This is a genomic window from Sphingobacterium puteale, assembly GCF_003627955.1.
Classification (GTDB): Bacteria; Bacteroidota; Bacteroidia; order Sphingobacteriales; family Sphingobacteriaceae; genus Sphingobacterium; species Sphingobacterium puteale.
The window spans coordinates 131375-148965 of sequence record NZ_RBWS01000009.1; the positions used below are offsets into that span (position 1 = coordinate 131375).

18 protein-coding genes are annotated in these 17591 nt (G+C 41.4%); 9 read left to right on the top strand and 9 right to left on the bottom strand.

What is annotated here, in order from left to right; genetic code table 11:
- The first annotated feature begins 141 nt into the window (after nt 1-141).
- Nucleotides 142-387, top strand: a complete 246-nt coding sequence (locus D7322_RS13135; RefSeq protein WP_121124653.1) for a hypothetical protein — start codon at nt 142-144, stop codon at nt 385-387.
- A 67-nt stretch (nt 388-454) separates the two neighbouring features.
- Here D7322_RS13135 and D7322_RS13140 read toward each other — a convergent pair whose 3' ends face one another.
- Both D7322_RS13140 and D7322_RS13145 read right to left on the bottom strand, forming a co-directional pair.
- Nucleotides 455-700, bottom strand: coding sequence for a DUF7218 family protein (locus tag D7322_RS13140; RefSeq protein WP_108631829.1), 246 nt, complete (start codon nt 698-700; stop codon nt 455-457).
- 21 nt (nt 701-721) lie between these two features.
- The gene (locus D7322_RS13145) at nt 722-1069 is read right to left on the bottom strand and encodes a hypothetical protein (protein ID WP_121124654.1); all 348 of its coding nucleotides are present in this window, start codon (nt 1067-1069) and stop codon (nt 722-724) included.
- A gap of 181 nt (nt 1070-1250) precedes the next feature.
- Here D7322_RS13145 and D7322_RS13150 point away from each other — a divergent pair, with 181 nt between their 5' ends.
- The 3 genes from D7322_RS13150 to D7322_RS13160 all read left to right on the top strand — a co-directional run bounded on the left by D7322_RS13150 (nt 1251) and on the right by D7322_RS13160 (nt 2527).
- Complete coding sequence (locus D7322_RS13150) at nt 1251-1829, top strand: hypothetical protein (protein ID WP_121124655.1); 579 nt, start codon at nt 1251-1253, stop codon at nt 1827-1829.
- A gap of 204 nt (nt 1830-2033) precedes the next feature.
- A complete protein-coding gene (locus D7322_RS13155) occupies nt 2034-2303 on the top strand; it encodes a hypothetical protein (RefSeq protein ID WP_121124656.1) in 270 nt (89 codons plus the stop codon).
- A 38-nt stretch (nt 2304-2341) separates the two neighbouring features.
- Nucleotides 2342-2527, top strand: a complete 186-nt coding sequence (locus tag D7322_RS13160; protein ID WP_104382022.1) for a CsbD family protein — start codon at nt 2342-2344, stop codon at nt 2525-2527.
- Nucleotides 2528-2611: 84 nt separating this feature from the next.
- Here the strand turns inward: D7322_RS13160 and D7322_RS13165 are convergent, their stop codons facing one another.
- The 6 genes from D7322_RS13165 to D7322_RS13190 form a co-directional block, all read right to left on the bottom strand.
- Complete coding sequence (locus D7322_RS13165) at nt 2612-4426, bottom strand: glycoside hydrolase family 15 protein (RefSeq protein WP_121124657.1); 1815 nt, start codon at nt 4424-4426, stop codon at nt 2612-2614.
- Nucleotides 4423-6609, bottom strand: a complete 2187-nt coding sequence (locus D7322_RS13170; RefSeq protein WP_121124658.1) for a bifunctional alpha,alpha-trehalose-phosphate synthase (UDP-forming)/trehalose-phosphatase — start codon at nt 6607-6609, stop codon at nt 4423-4425. Before D7322_RS13170 ends, D7322_RS13165 begins: the two co-directional genes overlap by 4 nt.
- Nucleotides 6610-6869: 260 nt before the next feature.
- Nucleotides 6870-7514 (bottom strand): 5'-methylthioadenosine/S-adenosylhomocysteine nucleosidase family protein, encoded by a 645-nt coding sequence (locus tag D7322_RS13175; RefSeq protein ID WP_121124659.1) that lies wholly within the window; start codon nt 7512-7514, stop codon nt 6870-6872.
- On the bottom strand, nt 7515-8021 hold the full coding sequence (locus D7322_RS13180) for an S-ribosylhomocysteine lyase (protein WP_121124660.1): 507 nt from the start codon (nt 8019-8021) through the stop codon (nt 7515-7517).
- Nucleotides 8022-8127: 106 nt separating this feature from the next.
- Nucleotides 8128-8418 (bottom strand): antibiotic biosynthesis monooxygenase family protein, encoded by a 291-nt coding sequence (locus D7322_RS13185; protein WP_121124661.1) that lies wholly within the window; start codon nt 8416-8418, stop codon nt 8128-8130.
- Between the two features lie 63 nt (nt 8419-8481).
- Nucleotides 8482-9396: a LysR family transcriptional regulator gene (locus tag D7322_RS13190; protein WP_121124662.1), complete on the bottom strand. Its 915-nt coding sequence runs from the start codon at nt 9394-9396 to the stop codon at nt 8482-8484.
- Nucleotides 9397-9472: 76 nt separating this feature from the next.
- On the opposite strand from D7322_RS13190, the gene hutH reads away from it, so the two are divergent.
- From hutH to hutG, 4 genes are read left to right on the top strand one after another with little or no spacing between them, the layout of a single operon-like run.
- Nucleotides 9473-11035, top strand: coding sequence for a histidine ammonia-lyase (hutH, locus tag D7322_RS13195; RefSeq protein WP_121124663.1), 1563 nt, complete (start codon nt 9473-9475; stop codon nt 11033-11035).
- A gap of 12 nt (nt 11036-11047) precedes the next feature.
- On the top strand, nt 11048-12301 hold the full coding sequence (gene hutI / locus D7322_RS13200; RefSeq protein ID WP_245971338.1) for an imidazolonepropionase: 1254 nt from the start codon (nt 11048-11050) through the stop codon (nt 12299-12301).
- Nucleotides 12298-14316: a urocanate hydratase gene (locus tag D7322_RS13205; protein WP_121124665.1), complete on the top strand. Its 2019-nt coding sequence runs from the start codon at nt 12298-12300 to the stop codon at nt 14314-14316. Before hutI ends, D7322_RS13205 begins: the two co-directional genes overlap by 4 nt.
- Nucleotides 14316-15305, top strand: a complete 990-nt coding sequence (gene hutG, locus D7322_RS13210; protein WP_121124666.1) for a formimidoylglutamase — start codon at nt 14316-14318, stop codon at nt 15303-15305. The genes D7322_RS13205 and hutG overlap by 1 nt, the downstream gene beginning before the upstream one ends.
- 103 nt (nt 15306-15408) lie before the next feature.
- Here hutG and D7322_RS13215 read toward each other — a convergent pair whose 3' ends face one another.
- Complete coding sequence (locus D7322_RS13215) at nt 15409-15690, bottom strand: GNAT family N-acetyltransferase (RefSeq protein ID WP_121124667.1); 282 nt, start codon at nt 15688-15690, stop codon at nt 15409-15411.
- Between the two features lie 228 nt (nt 15691-15918).
- Between D7322_RS13215 and D7322_RS13220 the strand changes: the two genes are divergently transcribed.
- On the top strand, nt 15919-17364 hold the full coding sequence (locus D7322_RS13220) for an exonuclease domain-containing protein (protein WP_183078694.1): 1446 nt from the start codon (nt 15919-15921) through the stop codon (nt 17362-17364).
- The last annotated feature ends 227 nt before the right edge of the window (nt 17365-17591 follow it).

Below are 17591 nucleotides of genomic sequence, written 5' to 3' on the forward strand. Positions count from 1 at the left end.
TACGGATATAGGTCACTGTTATTTAACATTTCATATTGTTCAGGTTTTGGAGCAACACGGACAGTTTTTCAATTTTATCGAACTAAAGTTTAATGAAAGGGGTTCCTTTATTAAGAATCAGCACATAAAAATAAATTATATATGAAAGAGGTAAAGAAATTAATGGTTATTGTTGGAATCGGGCTACTATGTAGCACAACATTGTTTTCCTGTAAAAATTCTTCGAGAGATAATACGGAGGGAAGTGAACAATCAGATAATATAACTCCTAGTAATGCCGATGAAACAAGGTATAACTTAAGTGAGCAACAGAAGATGAGCATGCAGAAAGACACAACCTTATTGGATTCTGCTCAAAAAGATAGTTCAAAGGATATCAATCGTTAAGTTTGCCGTTGGCAATTCAGCCGAAACTGCTAATTAAAAAACTCCCGTTATTTAGGGAGTTTTTTAATTAGGCGCGAATTGCTTTGATCAGGCTCTCCTTAGTCATTTTATGACGGCCTTTTATTCCGATTTTCTTGGCTTCCGCAAGTAATTCAGTTTTACTTCTTTCATCCAGCGCTGTGCTTTTTCCACCTTTTTTTCCCGAGTCGGGTGTATTCGCTATTCGGGCAGATTTTTCTTTACTGTAACCTTCACGGCGCAAAGCTTCGTATTTCGCGTCATCCTTGATCTGTTTACCATGATTTTTGGTCATAACGTTTATTTTAATTGTTGATTATAAGCCTTTTTCCTCGACGTCCTCCTCCTCGTCTGAATCGGGGGGATAAATATCCTCCTCTTTATGATCCGGCTTCTCCGGATGTTTTTCGTGGTCCGGATCTATATGATCCAAATCGTCTCTGTCGCGTTGTTCTTCCTCTGTGGGATCGGGGCCTTCCGCATTTTCCGGATAGTATTTGTCAGGTGTCACCTCTTCTAGGTCAGGAACTCTAGGAGGTCTACGGACTGGCATGCCTTCATTTGTGCCTGGATTAGTATCGATAGGGTCTATTTCGTTCAAAAGCAAGAAAGCATCTTCGAACTTTAATGGCATACCACTACGAAATTGAATTGTTGTTCTCATATTCTATTTCCTTTTTGAATAGAACAATTACCGGGTTCGAATCGTTGTATTTATGTGAAATAGGTTTGCTATAATATAGATAAGATTGTTTCTGTATCAAAAATGAAATTAATAATAAATACAAAACTTTTCAATCATGCATCTTGTTATTAAATTAAAGTAATTTATTAAAAAAGATACTATGAGAAAATTTGCACTACTTTTATTCGTTACAAGCGGCATTTGTTTACAGGCAAATGCACAGAAGATTGAAACCACGCCACAGATGGCATCAGATGTCGGTATTGAGCCCATTCGTCAGGGCAACTGGATGGTAGGTGGTTCAATCGGAAGTCTTGGCTATAGTTTTGAAGGAAAATCATTTAATGCTGCACTTCAGCCACGTGCTGGTTATTTTGTATCAGACGGACTGGCGATAGGTGCCCAGGCAAACCTTGGATTACATACAAAAAAGGATGAGGATAACGAATGGACCTATGGTATAGCGCCATTTGTACGTTATTATTTTCCGAACGCTGGATCGTCTACAGGTCGTTTTTTCGGACAAGGTGATATTGGTATCTCCGGAAGCTCTATCGGCAAAAGTGCTTCTTTGGCGGTAGGAGCAAATGTTGGGTATGCCCATTTTATCACCCGAACAGTCGCTTTGGAAGCAACATTCGGGTATAACTACAGCAAAGCAAGTATCAATACCGGCAGTGGTGCCAGCGGCCTCGGAGTAGGCGTGGGTTTTCAGATCTATTTGCCGGGAAAAAGATAAAATCAATATAACTGGCAACCTTAACAAAAGTTTCCATCCCAGCGGGATGGAAACTTTTGTTAAGTTGCTGGATGTGTACCATACATAGACGTATAAATACCTGTCTTCGGCATAAAAACACTTGTTCTGATAGTAAACATCTAAACTTTGAAACATTTGATCACTGACTACTGTTTTGCATATAGATCAAAAAGGATAAAAACAATGACTAGAACAAAAGATATCGGATTGGTTCTTAAGGATCGAATGGGAAAATGGTCTTCGTATACTATTCCTTTGCTAAAAGAGTGTCACCTAAAAGACAAGATTGTCAGGAGCAATGAACTTGAAGGTATATTCGTTATCGGGAATATTGCGACAGGTTTGTATATATTTTCGCTCTATAAGAATCGTTTTATTGATTTGATGGGAAGGAGTATTGGGATGGATGAAATTTGTGATCATTTCAATGAATATAAAGAAAACTTAATATAAATATATATCAATTCATTTTTGAACTAAAAAGGAGTATTATGAGTAATTTAACATGGAAAGGACGTTGGAACGAGTTAAAAGGTAAAGTAAAGCAACAATATGCTGATTTGACTGACGATGATTTGTTATATGCGGAGGGCAAGGAAGACGAGTTGTTAGGTAAGTTGCAACAGAAAACTGGAAAGACGAAAGAGGAAGTGGAAGATTGGTTAGATAAAATGTAAGCGTTTGATTTAAGTTTTAAACTTACATATGAGAAGAAATGCGGTCAATAACTAATTGACCGCATTTTTGTTTTACAATCCTTTTTATAAGGAGAAGATTGGTTTGTCTAATTTAATTGCAAGGCGGTACACCGCATTCATTAAACCTACATGACTATAGGCCTGAGGAAAATTACCCCATTGGCTGCCATTATTTTCAGTGACATCTTCGCTAAACAGTCCCAGATGATTACTATAAGTAAGCAATTTTTCCAGAATTTCTTTTGCTTCGTCAACCCTTCCCACGCAAGCGAGGGCTTCTACATACCAAAATGCGCAAACTAAAAAAGTAGACTTGGGTTTACCGAAATCATCTTGGTGTTTGTAACGGTAAAAGAGTCCATTTTCACCTTTAAGTTCTTTCTCCAGCGCCTCAAGATGTTGCTGTGCGCGTGTGGATTTAGGATTTAAGTAATCCATGACAATTAATTGTAGGGTACTGGCATCTAAATTTTTGCTATCCAAGGCATTTTGGTAGACCTTTCTTTCTTCGTCATAACAAGCCTCGATATATGCGGCCGCTTTTTCGAGCAGTACAGTTGCGCGCTGTTCCATATCCTGATAGCCGTTTTGACGGGCAATAAGTAGTGCTGCTTTACAGCCTACCCATTGGAAAAGATTGGAATAACAATGATGATTGGCGAAATTTCGGAACTCCCATATTCCGGCATCTTTCTCATCTATGGTTGCCTCAATTTTTTCCAGAATAAAATTTACCCAGCCCAATACATTTTTGTTCTCGTGGATTTTAAAGCGTTGATCTGTAAATAAGGGGAGTAGGGCAATCATGGCTTGGCCATATACATCGTTTTGGATATGTTCAAACGCTTGATTGCCAATACGGACCGGACCACTGTCTTGATAGCCATCTAAATAGGGAAGAATTTGTTCGGTGAGTTCCGAATTTCCGAGTATCCCATATAAGGGTTGCAGTCTTCCGGGGTTATGATGTGTAATGCCGGCAATATAATTCGCAAAACTTTCCATTTCTTCAAATTGACCAATATGTGTTAATGCTGTCAAGACATAATAGCTGTCGCGTACCCAACAGTATCGATAGTCCCAATTTCTGCCGGAGCCTGGAAATTCGGGGAGACTCGTGGTTGAAGCGGCAATAATTGCACCCGTATCTTCATATTGGTGCAATTTGAGCACCAGGGCCGAACGGATCACTTCTTTCTGGTAGATATTTGGAATACTGCAATGTTTTATCCAGCGTTGCCAGTAACTCAATGTTTTTTGAAGGAAATCTTCACAGGTACCTGAAATGGCAGATTCGAAAGCCGCATCATAGGTCAATATAAGATATTTGTTTTCATTAATAATTGTCCAGTTGTCATCCTGAAAAAAATGGGAGATGGGCACATCTGTCGTCAAGCGTATCCGTTCGCCAATTTCAGTGCTACTGTATAGAATATGGTTGCTTCCCCGCGTAGATTTTAAGGTATTCCTTCCGTAGTTTCCAGTCGGCTGGCATTGGATATTGACGCTTGGGGCGCCTCTTACCGGTTCTATTTTACGGATTAACATCAGAGGTTTAAAATAACGTCCAAATTGTTCGAATCGCGGCGCAAAATCCGTAATGCGATAAGCAAAGGATTCGGTATGGACTTCCGTGCAGAGTATATTGGAGTTTTTGATATAATATTGCTTGGTTTCAACAATATCCTCTTCTGGCTTTATGATAAAACGCCCCCCCTGATTTTTATCCAATAGACCGCCAAATATAAAACTATCTTCGAAGGACGGCCAGCATAACCAAGATATGTTACTGTCGATGCCTACATGAGCAATATAGGAACAATTGCCGATAATACCGGTTTGATAAATATGTCTGTCTACTGTTGTGTTTTCCTTCATTGTTTTATAATAAGTTGATTTAAAAATTGAAGTACATCTTCCTGTTGATCTAAATAGTATTTTGCTGCGGATTTATTACTGCCTACTTTTATACTGATAGTTGATTGCGGCAGATACTTAAAGAGATCTTCATCGGTAATATCGTCTCCGATAGCCAAGAGGAAATCAGCTTTGATATGACCGGCAATTTCTAATGCCGCTTTTCCTTTGTTGACCTCGGTATTTTTTACTTCAATAACAGCATTTCCATCGAGAAGCTGCAGTCCATAGTCATTCAACATTGGATTTAAAATTTCTTTTAATTCTGTAGCTTTAAGTTCTCCGAGTCCAAGTTCCACTTTACGATAATGCCATGCCAGGGAATAGGGTTTGGCTTCTATATAGGCACCCGGAGTCTGGTCGGCGAGTTTCTCCATGATTTTTTTGACTTCCGGCATCCAGTGGAGAGCTAGTCCTTTTTTATAAGCCCAGTTGAAATTTGGAAAATTGGACCAGATTCCATGTTCCGCAACCAGATAATAGGAACGTCCATCGAACCAAGTGGAAAGACTTTCCTGTGCACGGCCGCTGATGATGACGAGCGTATTAAGCGGATCAGCGATTATACTATCCAGCAAATTATATAGGAGGACGGTCGGACTTGCCTTCTGAGCATGATTTTGAAATTTGACCAGCGTACCGTCGTAATCTAAAAAAAACAGTCTGTTGTGGCTTTTTCGGTAACGTTCGGCAATGCTGCTAAATACCTTGTCTGAAATTCGTCGTGCCCATTCATCACGTTGTATCGCTTTTGTTTCCGCCAAGCGGTTAATAAACAAACGAACCCAGTGCTGTACATTAAATTTCTGTATAATTTGACGGTTGGCTTCTGAGCGCTCGTGAATCTCCTCGGGAGACATTTTAAGGGCCTGATAGATGCTGTCAGCAGTTTCCGCCCGATTATATGGGTTGACGATGAGTGCATCGACCAACTCCTTTGAAGCACCAGCAAATTCGCTGAGGATCAATACACCGTCACTATAGGTATTACTGGCAATATATTCCTTACTCACGAGATTCATGCCATCCCTCGTCGAGGTAACCATACAGATGTCTGAAGCCATATATAGACCTATAAGTTCTTCAAATGGAAGAGATTTATAAAAATAGAGTACCGGAGTCCAGCTTAGATTACCATATATCGAGTTTATCTCACTTACTTTTCGATTGATTTCATCTTTTAGTTTCTTATACTGTGATACTTTATCTCTTGAAGGAACAATAAGCATATACAATACAACTTTTGAATGCCATTCCGGATATTTTTCCAGGAAAGTGAGGAAAGCCCGTAATCTTTCTAATATTCCTTTACTATAATCCAGGCGATCTACAGATATGATTATTTTCTGATCGGGAAAATGACTGCGAAATTGCGTAGCGATGGCATTTACCTCCGGAAGGGAGCTGGCATGTACAAACTTGTCGTAGTCAATCCCCATTGGAAAAGATTCGATGAATATATGCCGGTCTTTGTGTTTGAGCTGATTGTGACCACAGGGTACGTTTAATATTTTCCTGCAGGAGTTCAGAAAGTTCTGACTATCTGCAAATGTATGGAAGCCAACCAGGTCAGCCCCCAATAAGCCTTCAATCAGTTCCTTCCGTTGGGGGATATTCATAAAAAGCTCTTCTGAAGGGAAGGGTATATGATGAAAATAGCCAATATTGAGTTCCTTATTTTCCTGACGTAAAAGTTGCGGGAGCAGCATAAGCTGGTAATCCTGTACCCAAATAAAATCTAGAGATTGCGGTATGGATAGTGCCGTTTCGCAAAATTTTTTATTGACCGCTACGTAGGTGGACCAGTATTCCCGATCAAAATGTATATAACTGGGCTGATAGTGACAGATCGGCCAGAGGACCTCGTTGGAGTAACCCTCATAAAAATTTCGGATTTCTTCTTTTGAAAGGAAAACTGGCAGCAGGTTCATCGGTTTGAGCAATTCGGTGATTTTCTCCTTTTCAGCATCATCCTTGGGAACTATTCCCGGCCAACCTACCCAGAGGATTTCGCTGGAATCAAAGGCTGAATTCAAGCCGGTGGCCAAACCTCCAGTACTTGGTTTGATGATGAGTTTGTCTTTTTTTCGTTCTATTTGTATCGGCAGTCTATTTGAAATTATTATTTTCTTTTTATTCTTCATAAAAGTATTAGATCGATTTATTTGCAGTGTAGAGGAGTTATAATAAATATAACGATTGGTACCTAATCTAGGTATATGAACAAGCCATGACCGGAAATAGTTTAGAATAATTCAAATAATCAAGATTTTAGTCTTTTACGTTGATGAGGAATGAGAAATTTATGCAGCGCAGATTTTGACCTATTTTGATCTTTCAATAGGATATGGAAGAAAAAAAAGACCTAAAGCCAGCGCTTTAGGTCTTTTCTGCGTATTTACTATTATGAAATTCTCGGTATGCTTATTTTTTCTTTGTGAAGTCGTTCATTCACAAACTCATCCAATATTTTTCCCAATCGACCGGAAATTTCACCAAGAATGCTTTCCCAGTCTTTTACGGTACCATCGCAGTTGTCAGAAACAATTTTGACACTATGAAAAGAGAGATTTTTGAGAAAACAAAAATTTGCAAGTGCGTAAGCTTCCATATCAAAAGCCAAAGGATTCAGGTGTTTGATATCTTGATAGAATGCTGTATTTACATTGATAAAACGATCTGATGTCAATAGGGCGTCTTCATATTTAAATTCCGCGCCGGAAACAGATTCGATTGAACCTTGGCCCTTTAATAAAAGGGTATTTTCCAAAAAGAATCCATCGGTATAAGCGTCGCCTTGGGCATAGTAACTTGGGTACAGTACGTGACCGATTGGGTGCCGCGTACATCCAACCGTGCCGACATTAAGTAGAACCGGGGTGATACCCAGTGTCTTGATCTCCTCGTATAGCGTTGCCACAGATAAGAGTGCGTTCACTTTACCAACACCTATTTCATAGATGATGGTCGATGTATTGTCGGTAGTAAAAGATAATTCATTTTTATTTGCTACCAGAATGATTGTTTCAATCTCTTTGTTAAGGATCATTTAGTTTTCTTCAATATAAGGGTATTCGAAAGCGAGTTCTCCAGCATTGATCAAATGTAAGAAATTGACACAGGCTTGCTTTGAGGAATCGAAATCCATAAACGTGTAGTTTCCGCAACTGATCGGGTTTTGAAAAGGTACCTCATAACCCTCTGTCAAAATGGTTTCGAGTACTTCTTTCATCAATTCGGCAACAGCTTGAGGGCTTCTGTCTGTGCCTGCTAAGACTACATAAAATCCCGTACAACAGCCCATTGGTCCAACATAGATCACTTCGTCACCTAAGATAGTCCTAATTTCCGTAGCAAAGCAGTGCTCCAAAGTGTGCATCACCTCCGGAGACAACATACGTTCGGGCGAATTCGGTCTGATCATGCGGATATCGTATGTCGTGTAGCTTTCAATGTTGCTGTTATTGGTATTGGAAGCCTTGGCATATATCCCTTGTTTCAACTTGGTGTGGTCTACCGTGAAACTATTTACTTTTGCTTTTTCTTTTGTATACATCTTATTCTGTTCATTACTGTAAAGCCATGGCTTCACAGGGGTTAAAAGTTGAATTTAAAATTTCTACAAAGATAGTAGATATTATTGAAAAAGGTGGATTAAAAAGCTATTTTAACACTTCATAATGTTCTACAGTAGGGAACGGATCATAATAGTGATGCAATAGTTTTTCCCATTCTTTAAATAAATCAGACTCTCGGAAGCCGACAGTATGGTCTTCTAATGTTTCCCATTCAACCAATAGAATGTATTGGTTATCCTTTTCAATGCATTTGCGGAGCGAATGTGTAATATACCCTTTACTTGCACTGATATACTGGCAGGCATTTTTATAATCAAGTTCGAAATTAGACTGTTGTCCCTCGATAATTTGTAGTACGGCTACTTCTAAAATCATAATTTGTTTTTTTAAAATATATAGTCAAGTAAATATATCAAATATTTCCACGATAAAAAAAGTCTAAATTTCAGCAATAATGGATTCTGGGCTTTGTGAAGCGATAATATCTAAAACGAAGGGTATTCCCGGGTTACGGTTTTCGGCATTCCAGACCAGGGAAAGTGTCGTTCGTTGAGGCAAGCTGTCCAGTTCCAGGAAACAGACGTCAACGTGATAACCATTCTTCAAGGAGGCAGGAACAATAGCGACGCCAAGTCCCTGGGCCACCATATTAAATATTGTTAACGCGTTTACGGTACGCAAGGTAACTTTCGGGGTAAACTGATGATCCCGGAAAATACTCATGACCAGATCGTAATAAGAATGACTGTAATTTTTCGAAAATAGAATAAACGATTCATTCTTTAATGCGTACAGATTTGGTTTTTTCTGTATTAATAATGGATGGTTTTTTGGTAACACCAAGCTGAAATGTTCCGTATAAATAGGAAGGCTATGTAATCCTATAGGCGTATCGGAAAGACGGACAAAGCCAAAATCAAGTTCCTTCTTTTGAATCAGGTCCAATTGTGTTTCATTGGCAAGTTCATGTAGGGATAATTCAATATCCGGTTGTTTTTGTTTGAGGTTGATCAGTAATTGTGGTAATATTGTCTGTACTGCCGAGCCGATGAAGCCCAGTTTTAGTGTACTAATCCTGCCGTTGGCCAAGCTTTGGAGCTGGGTTTCAATCTGATCTAAATGCCTAAACAATTCTTTCACCTCTTCAAAGAGATAATTGCCTGCTTCGGTCAGTGATACATGTCGTTTGTTCCGTTCCAATAGTGTCACACGGTAGTTCTCCTCCAGCTGCTTGATCTGCCGGCTCAGCCCTGGCTGGGCGATAAATAACCTTTCCGCAGCTTTTCTGAAATGCAGCTCTTCGGCTAACACTTTGAAGTAAAGAAAGTGTCTGAGTTCTGTTTGATAATTCATGGTTATCAATTGATGATAAAAATGGTATTTCTAATTATTAAATATAGCGGCTAAATTTGATAAAAGCTTTATAACGATGGAAAAATTTTTATACGGCAGTGGACATTTGACTTGCTCCATTGCTTTAGCAATAGCAAAAGGGGATATAAAGGGAGAAATCTCGGCAGAAGTGAAAGCAAATATCGACAGAAGTGCCGCTTATGTGCAGCAAATTGTCGAACGTGGGCAAGTTGTATATGGTATTAACACGGGTTTTGGTCCGCTCTGTACGACGTTAATTGATGCGGATCAAACGCAGTTATTGCAAGAAAATATTCTGAAGAGTCATGCTGTGGGAATGGGTGAACCTATCGCTAATGATCTGGCTAAGGTGATGTTGATATTGAAAGTTCATGCATTGGCAAAGGGTTTCTCCGGGGTACAGTACAGTACCATAGAACGTATTGTCTGGCATATTGAACAGGATGTCGTTCCTGTTGTTCCCAAGCAGGGGTCAGTTGGCGCCTCGGGTGATCTGGCCCCGTTGTCCCATCTTTTTCTTCCTTTGATCGGCCTTGGCAAGGTTAGCGTCAATGGTGAGATTTATGCGACGGAAGCAATTTTAGTGAAACATAATCTTGCACCAGTTCAATTGGGGGCTAAAGAGGGACTGGCATTGATCAATGGGACACAATTTATGGCTGCGCACGGTGTTAAAGCCGTAAGTGAATTTAATAGGGTACTTCAAAATGCAGATATCATTGCTGCGTTGATGATTGAAGGCTTAAATGGCTCGATAAAACCCTTTTTTTCCGAACTGCATGAGCTTCGCCCACATTCGGGGAACCGTTATGTGGCTTCAAATATCCATTCTTTACTTTACGGTTCGGCTATTTTAGAAAGTCATAAAGATTGTTCGCGCGTTCAGGATCCGTATTCTTTACGTTGTATCCCACAGGTGCATGGCGCTTCACGTAATGCTTGGCTTCACCTAAAGGAGGCGATCGAATTAGAAATCAATTCAGTAACGGATAATCCCGTTATTATAAACGATGAATTGACGATCAGTGGCGGTAGTTTCCATGGACAGTCCATTGCTTTACCTTTGGATTATGCTACGCTTGCAGTTTCTGAAATGGGTAATATATCGGACCGCCGGGTTTATTTATCCTTAGAGGGGCAAACCAATGGGGTTCCGAAATTGTTGATGAAATCGACAGGGCTCAATTCTGGTTTTATGATTCTTCAGTACAGTACGGCTGCTATTGCAAGTGAAAATAAAGGCTTATGTTTTCCTGCTAGCGCAGACAGTATACCGACATCGCTGGGGCAGGAAGATCATGTGAGTATGGGCTCTATCTCCGGTAGAAAGCTGCTTCAAGTCATAGATAACGTGGATAAAATCCTGAGCGTCGAATTATTATGTGCTGCACAGGCGAAGGATTATCATCACCCGCTGCAGTCCACTCCGGCATTGGAAGCAATTCACGAACGCATACGGCAGTTTATTCCACATATTGAATCCGATCAGCCAATGGAAGCTCTGTTGGACAGTGCATTGGAATTGGTCAAATCAGGCGAGCTGATTAGCTTACGCCGTCAAAGCAATCCACAGAATGCCATAACAATGGAGCTGGTAGAACGTTTTGAAACATTTTAGCTTCACATGAAAATGGAAAAAGATTTAAAACTGATAGGTCCGTTCAGGCAATTATTGACAATGGACAATATTCCGTTGAAGGGCGCCATAAAGGATGCGAAACTGCAGGTTATTGAGCAGGCGGGAATTTTAATCGAAGGTGAACTTGTTCAAGAGGTAGGTGACTTTGATTTTCTGTACCAAAAATGGCAGGATAAAGCAGTTCTTATTCGTCTTGAAGGTAATCAGGTTGCACTACCCGGTTTTGTTGACTGTCATACTCATATCTGTTATGCGGGACAGCGGGCAAATGATTTCGCCCTTCGCAATGCGGGTTCTTCATATCTTGAAATTGCGGAAGCTGGTGGCGGGATTTGGAGCACTGTCACCCATACAAGGGCCTGCACGGAGGATGATCTGGTACAGCTTACTGTCGACCGTGCCGCATTTTTATTGGCACAGGGGGTTACAACTGTTGAAGTTAAAAGTGGTTATGGGCTTCAGGTTGAAGAAGAACTTAAGATATTACGTGCGATAAAAAAAGCAAATCAAGTGGCTGCGGCGGACCTGGTACCCACCTGTCTGGCAGCCCATATGCTGCCTATGGACTATAAAGGGACAGCAAAAGATTATCTTGACCTAATGGAGGTAACCCTCTTTCCGGAATTGAAAGCACAACAATTGTCCAATCGCGTGGATGCTTTTATCGAAAAGACAGCATTTGATGCGGAAACGATCAGGCCATATTTGCAACGTGCCAAAGCCATGGGGTTTGATCTGACGGTTCACGCGGATCAGTTTAGTACGTCCGGTAGCCAAGTTGCTGTGGAACTGGGTGCGCGATCCGCTGATCATTTGGAAGCATCCACAGCGGTTGAAATCAACCTTTTGGCGCATTCCGATACTGTTGCTGTAGCATTGCCTGCCGCATCAATTGGCATTGGTTGTGCTTTCACTCCAGCACGAAAACTGCTGGATGCCGGCGTATGCCTGGCCATTGCGAGCGACTGGAACCCGGGGTCCGCACCGATAGGCCAATTGCTGACTAGTGCCTGCATATTGGCTACAATGGAAAAACTAAGCAATGCCGAGGTTTTATCAGCGTTGACTTTTCGCGCCGCACAGGCCCTGAATCTACACGATCGGGGCAAGCTAGTGAAGGGAATGCGTGCGGATTTTATTTTATTCCGGACCGATAATTATCAAAATATTACTTATTACCAGGGAAGTATGAAGCCTTCGGCCGTATGGAAAGATGGTAAGGAAGTATTTTCAACTGAACGATGATGGACAATACATTTAGTCGTGTAGTTGCAGAGGGCATTCCCTCCCAACTGCCACCCAAAATAGAACGTGACGCTATGGTAAGCCATGCGCCTCGGCGCAAGGACATTCTTTCAAAAAAAGAAGAAAAGCTGGCCTTGAGGAATGCCCTTCGTTACTTTCCGAAATCATGGCATGCTGAACTGGCGCCAGAGTTTTTGACTGAATTAAAGGAATATGGAAGGATCTATATGTATCGTTTTAGGCCTGACTATGCGATGTATGCGCGGCCAATAGATGCGTATCCTGCAAAAAGTAAACAGGCGGCGGCCATTATGCTAATGATCCAGAACAATTTGGACCCTGCAGTTGCTCAACATCCCCATGAACTGATTACCTATGGCGGCAATGGTGCTGTTTTTCAGAACTGGGCACAATATCGGCTTACAATGCACTATCTGTCCCAAATGACCGATGAACAGACCTTGCACATGTACAGCGGGCATCCTATGGGGTTATTTCCATCATCCGAACATGCTCCCCGCGTTGTGGTCAGTAATGGAATGATGATCCCGAATTACTCCAGACCTGATGACTGGGAGCGTTATAATGCACTGGGTGTCACGCAGTATGGGCAGATGACAGCTGGTTCGTACATGTATATTGGTCCACAGGGAATCGTTCACGGGACCACGATTACTGTCATGAATGCCTTTCGTCGACAGTTGCCTGTCGGAGAGACCATTCAAGGAAAGGTATTTTTAACCTCGGGCCTGGGCGGAATGAGTGGAGCCCAACCTAAAGCAGGTAATATAGCAGGCTGTATAACTGTATGCGCGGAGATTAACCCTGCGGCTGCAAAAAAGAGACATGAGCAGGGGTGGGTAGATGTGTTGGTTGAAAATATTGCCCAGTTGGTGAAGCAGGTTCGGGCAGCAATGATTCAAAAACAGACGATATCCTTTGCATACATCGGTAATATCGTGGAAGTCTGGGAAGCGTTTGACCGTGAGCATATCTTTGTAACTGTTGGATCGGATCAGACTTCGCTCCACAATCCCTGGTCCGGCGGATATTATCCAATGGGATTATCTTTTGCCGAATCCAATGCGCTGATGGCTGCTGATCCTGATAAATTCAAACAATTTGTACAGGCAACATTGGTTCGCCATGTGGATGCGGTCAATAAGCACGTCGCTAAAGGGACATATTTCTTTGACTATGGCAATGCATTTCTGCTGGAAAGTAGTCGTGCAGGTGCTGCTATATTGGACACAGAAGGGGATGGGTTCCGATATCCTTCTTATGTTCAGGATATTTTGGGGCCGATGTGCTTTGATTATGGTTTTGGGCCATTTCGTTGGGTCTGTACCTCCGGTGAGGCCAATGATCTGGAAAAGACAGATCAGCTTGCGATGGATGTATTGACATCCCTTCAGGCCATTGTTCCAAAGGAGATTCAGCAACAAATGTTGGATAATATCAAATGGATCAAGGAGGCGGGTAAAAATAAGTTGGTTGTCGGGTCGCAGGCACGTATTCTGTATGCAGATTCCAACGGGCGTATCGCGATTGCCAAAGCATTTAACGAAGCTATCCGAAAAGGACACCTGGCGGGCCCGGTCGTTTTGGGACGTGACCATCACGACGTCAGTGGGACGGATTCCCCTTATCGGGAAACAAGCAACATCTACGACGGCAGTCAGTTTACAGCTGATATGGCTATCCATAATGTAATAGGTGACAGTTTTCGAGGTGCAACTTGGGTGTCTATCCATAATGGTGGCGGTGTTGGATGGGGTGAAGTTATCAACGGTGGATTTGGGATGCTGCTTGACGGTTCGGCTGCTGCTGACGTTAAATTGGAGAAAATGTTGTATTTTGATGTAAATAATGGTATTGCAAGGCGAGCGTGGGCCCGTAATAAGGAGGCAAATCAAGCCTTGGACAATGCAATGGCGAGCAATAGCGCATTGTTGGTTACCCGTGCGCAACTCGTAGACGATGATATTATCAATGATTTGTTTAATGAAGACTGATGGATCCTTTATTTAATCACAAAGACTTATATGTCCCTGGAGACCAAGCCGTATGGAAGGGGCGGGTTGATGGCGAAGAAAGAGATTGGATGCGTTGGCATCAGTTGGTGGACTGTATAGATCTGTCCGCTGACTCCAATTTGAGTCAATCGTTGGTTTTTTTGGGATTTTGTAGTGATGAAGGTGTAGGTAGGAACCAGGGGCGGGTAGGTGCGAAGGATGGGCCAAGCGCGATAAGGAATGTACTTGCAAATTTACCAGCTCATTTTTCATGTGAACTTAAACTTAAGGATGCTGGTGATATTATGCTAACAGATAATGATTTGGAATCTTCCCAATTTACTCTTGGAAATGCGCTGTCTTCCATTCTTAAAGGCGGGGGATTTCCCGTTGTTTTGGGCGGGGGACATGAGGTAACCTATGGTCATTATCTTGGGGTAAAGCGTTTCCTGGACGACAGGAAATACCGGATCGGGATTATTAACATTGATGCACATCTGGATATGCGAGAAACTTCGACAGGACAGGGGAATTCAGGAACTGGATTTTTTCAGATCGAAAGAGACCTCAGTAACCAGGGGCAATCATTTCACTATTTGGCCATTGGTATACAGGAAATCAGCAATACGAGAGGTCTTATTGCCTATGCAAAATCCAAGCATACGCAGATTATTGAACGAAAGGATGTAGTCGCGGACAGACTGGATGCGCTTCGGAGACAGGTACGGGACTTTGCCGGTCAGGTGGACTATGTATATCTGACCATTGACCTGGACGCATTTGCAGCGCCCTATGCACCTGGTGTAAGTGCACTAGCCTTCAATGGTATCGTTCCTGATGAATTATTTTTCGATTTGTATAGTGCTATCATCGAACTGCCCAATTTGAGGTCGATGGATATTGCTGAGTTAAACCCTTATTTTGATATCGATGCCCGCACGGCTAAATTAGGAGCATATCTTATTTTCAAGTTATTGGAGCGGTTTTAAGCTATTATATCCACAGGTATGTTTCACGAAAGTCTGTCTTAATAATAAAAGCAGGTTGGCTCTTTCAATGATAGATTAACCTGCTTTTTATGTTTTTTTGGGGCTAAAAAAGCACATCGGCTAATTCCGCCTCTTTGTCAAAGACAGATTTTGCATAAGGACATAGGGGAAGAATTTTGAGATGTTCTTTTCGGGCAAAAGCAACTGCAGCCATTAACATTTGCTTGCCTAATCCCTTACCTGTGTAGTTTTCGCTGACCTCGGTATGATCAATGATAAACTTTGTTGGACCAGCCCAGGTGTATGTCATTTGCGCGACTGATTTTTCCTGATCTACTACCTCAAAACTGCCATGTTTTTCGTCGTTTTTATGTATTACTTCCATTGATTATGATTTAATGTGTTATCTAAAAGTAGCTACAAAATAAATAAAATCAAATCAACAACTTTCCTGTACTGTTGATTCTGTTGAATATTGCCGAAAATTGACTAAATGATCACAGGCCGTAGGGAACTGACAATTTCCGCCACTCCAATTACTCCCTTTGTTAATAAACTTTAGAAAAAATACGCTTCTACTAAAAATGTTAGTATATTTGTTTTAAGAATGACTATGAATCGAAGCAAAAAACAAGAATTTGCCATAGTGGATATTGAGACCACGGGCGGGAATGCAAAATCCAGTCGGATCACTGAAATTGCAATCGTTATACACGATGGTAATCGGGTACTGCATCGTTGGGAGACTTTGGTAAATCCGGGGATGGAAATTCCCAATTCTATTTTTGCGTTGACAGGCATCGACAATGACATGGTTAAAGATGCGCCAATGTTTGAGGATGTTGCCTCAGATATTCACGCTTTATTGAAAGATCGGGTTTTCGTTGCGCATAATGTCAATTTTGATTACTCCTTTATTCGTTTTCAGCTGCAGGAGGCAGGAATAGAATGGTCTTCAATTAAATTATGCACGGTGCGTTATGCCCGCAAGATCAAGCCTGGGCTATTATCTTATAGTTTGGGGCGTTTGTGTGATTATCTGGATATACCTATTGAAAATCGGCATCGTGCAGGCGGTGACGCGGATGCGACAGCGATCCTTTTTGGTTACCTGCGTGCATTGGACACAGCTCAGGTCTTTCAGGAAATGATCAAACATAAGGCTATCGATCAGCGTTTTCCACCACATTTAAATCTTAGGGAATTTGAGCAGCTCCCGCATACTCCAGGAGTGTATTATTTTCACGATAGAAATGGAAAAGTAATCTATGTGGGAAAAGCAATCAACATCAAGAAGCGGGTATCGTCGCATTTTACAGGCAATAATATTCAGGCACAACGGCAAAATTTTTTAAAAGAGATCTATCACATCAGCTATGAACGATGTGGAACGGAGCTTATGTCCCTGTTGCTGGAATGCGCTGAAATTAAACGGCTTTGGCCGAAATATAATCGGGCGCTCAAACGTTATGAGCCAAAATTTGCCTTATTTTCTTATGAGGACCAAAATGGTTACCTCCATTTGGCAATTGGTAAAATGAACCGCGTTCAGGATTTTATTCAGTTGTTTCAGCGGGAATATGATGCTATTCAGTTGTTGCAATCCTTTATGAAAGAAGGCGAAATTAATGCCCAGTTTTGTCATTTTGGCACTGCCAGTTTGGCAATTAAATCCACAATTAGGGGTGAGTTACCTGATCGTGAACTGCATAATACGCGGGTAGAACGGTGTATAGATGAATGGTCGAAGCGGAGGCCTTCCTATGTATTTATAGATCAGGGTCGGAATGTGGAAGAAAAAAGCTGTATTGTTATTGAAAATGGACGGTTTTATGGGATGGGTTATATTGATCAGTATGGTCAGCATGCTTGTCTTGATGATATCAGAGCAGAGGTTAAGGTGTATCCTAGCAATCATTATATGTTGGAACTGGTACGACAGATGGCCGAAAGATATCCAAATAAGGTACATTTCATGAATAATAATCCTATGGGCCTTGTCGCAGCAGAACCTGTCAGTAACTATGACAAAATTACTTCTGATAGGCTCTTTCATTAGTCGGGATAGCGCGCTATAATTTGCGAAATAGACTATTAGCAACGGGATTCGTCATATCAATCTCAGTAATTTGTTAAAAAAATGTGAAATAAGAGCCTACATTTTTTTTTGGTCTGATAGTTGAAACATTCCTTATATAGAATAATAAAAAAGACTTTTCATAATTTAGGTTAATAATTGGTTAGTTAAGACCTGGGGCTCCCAACCTCAGGTCTTCTTTTTTGTGT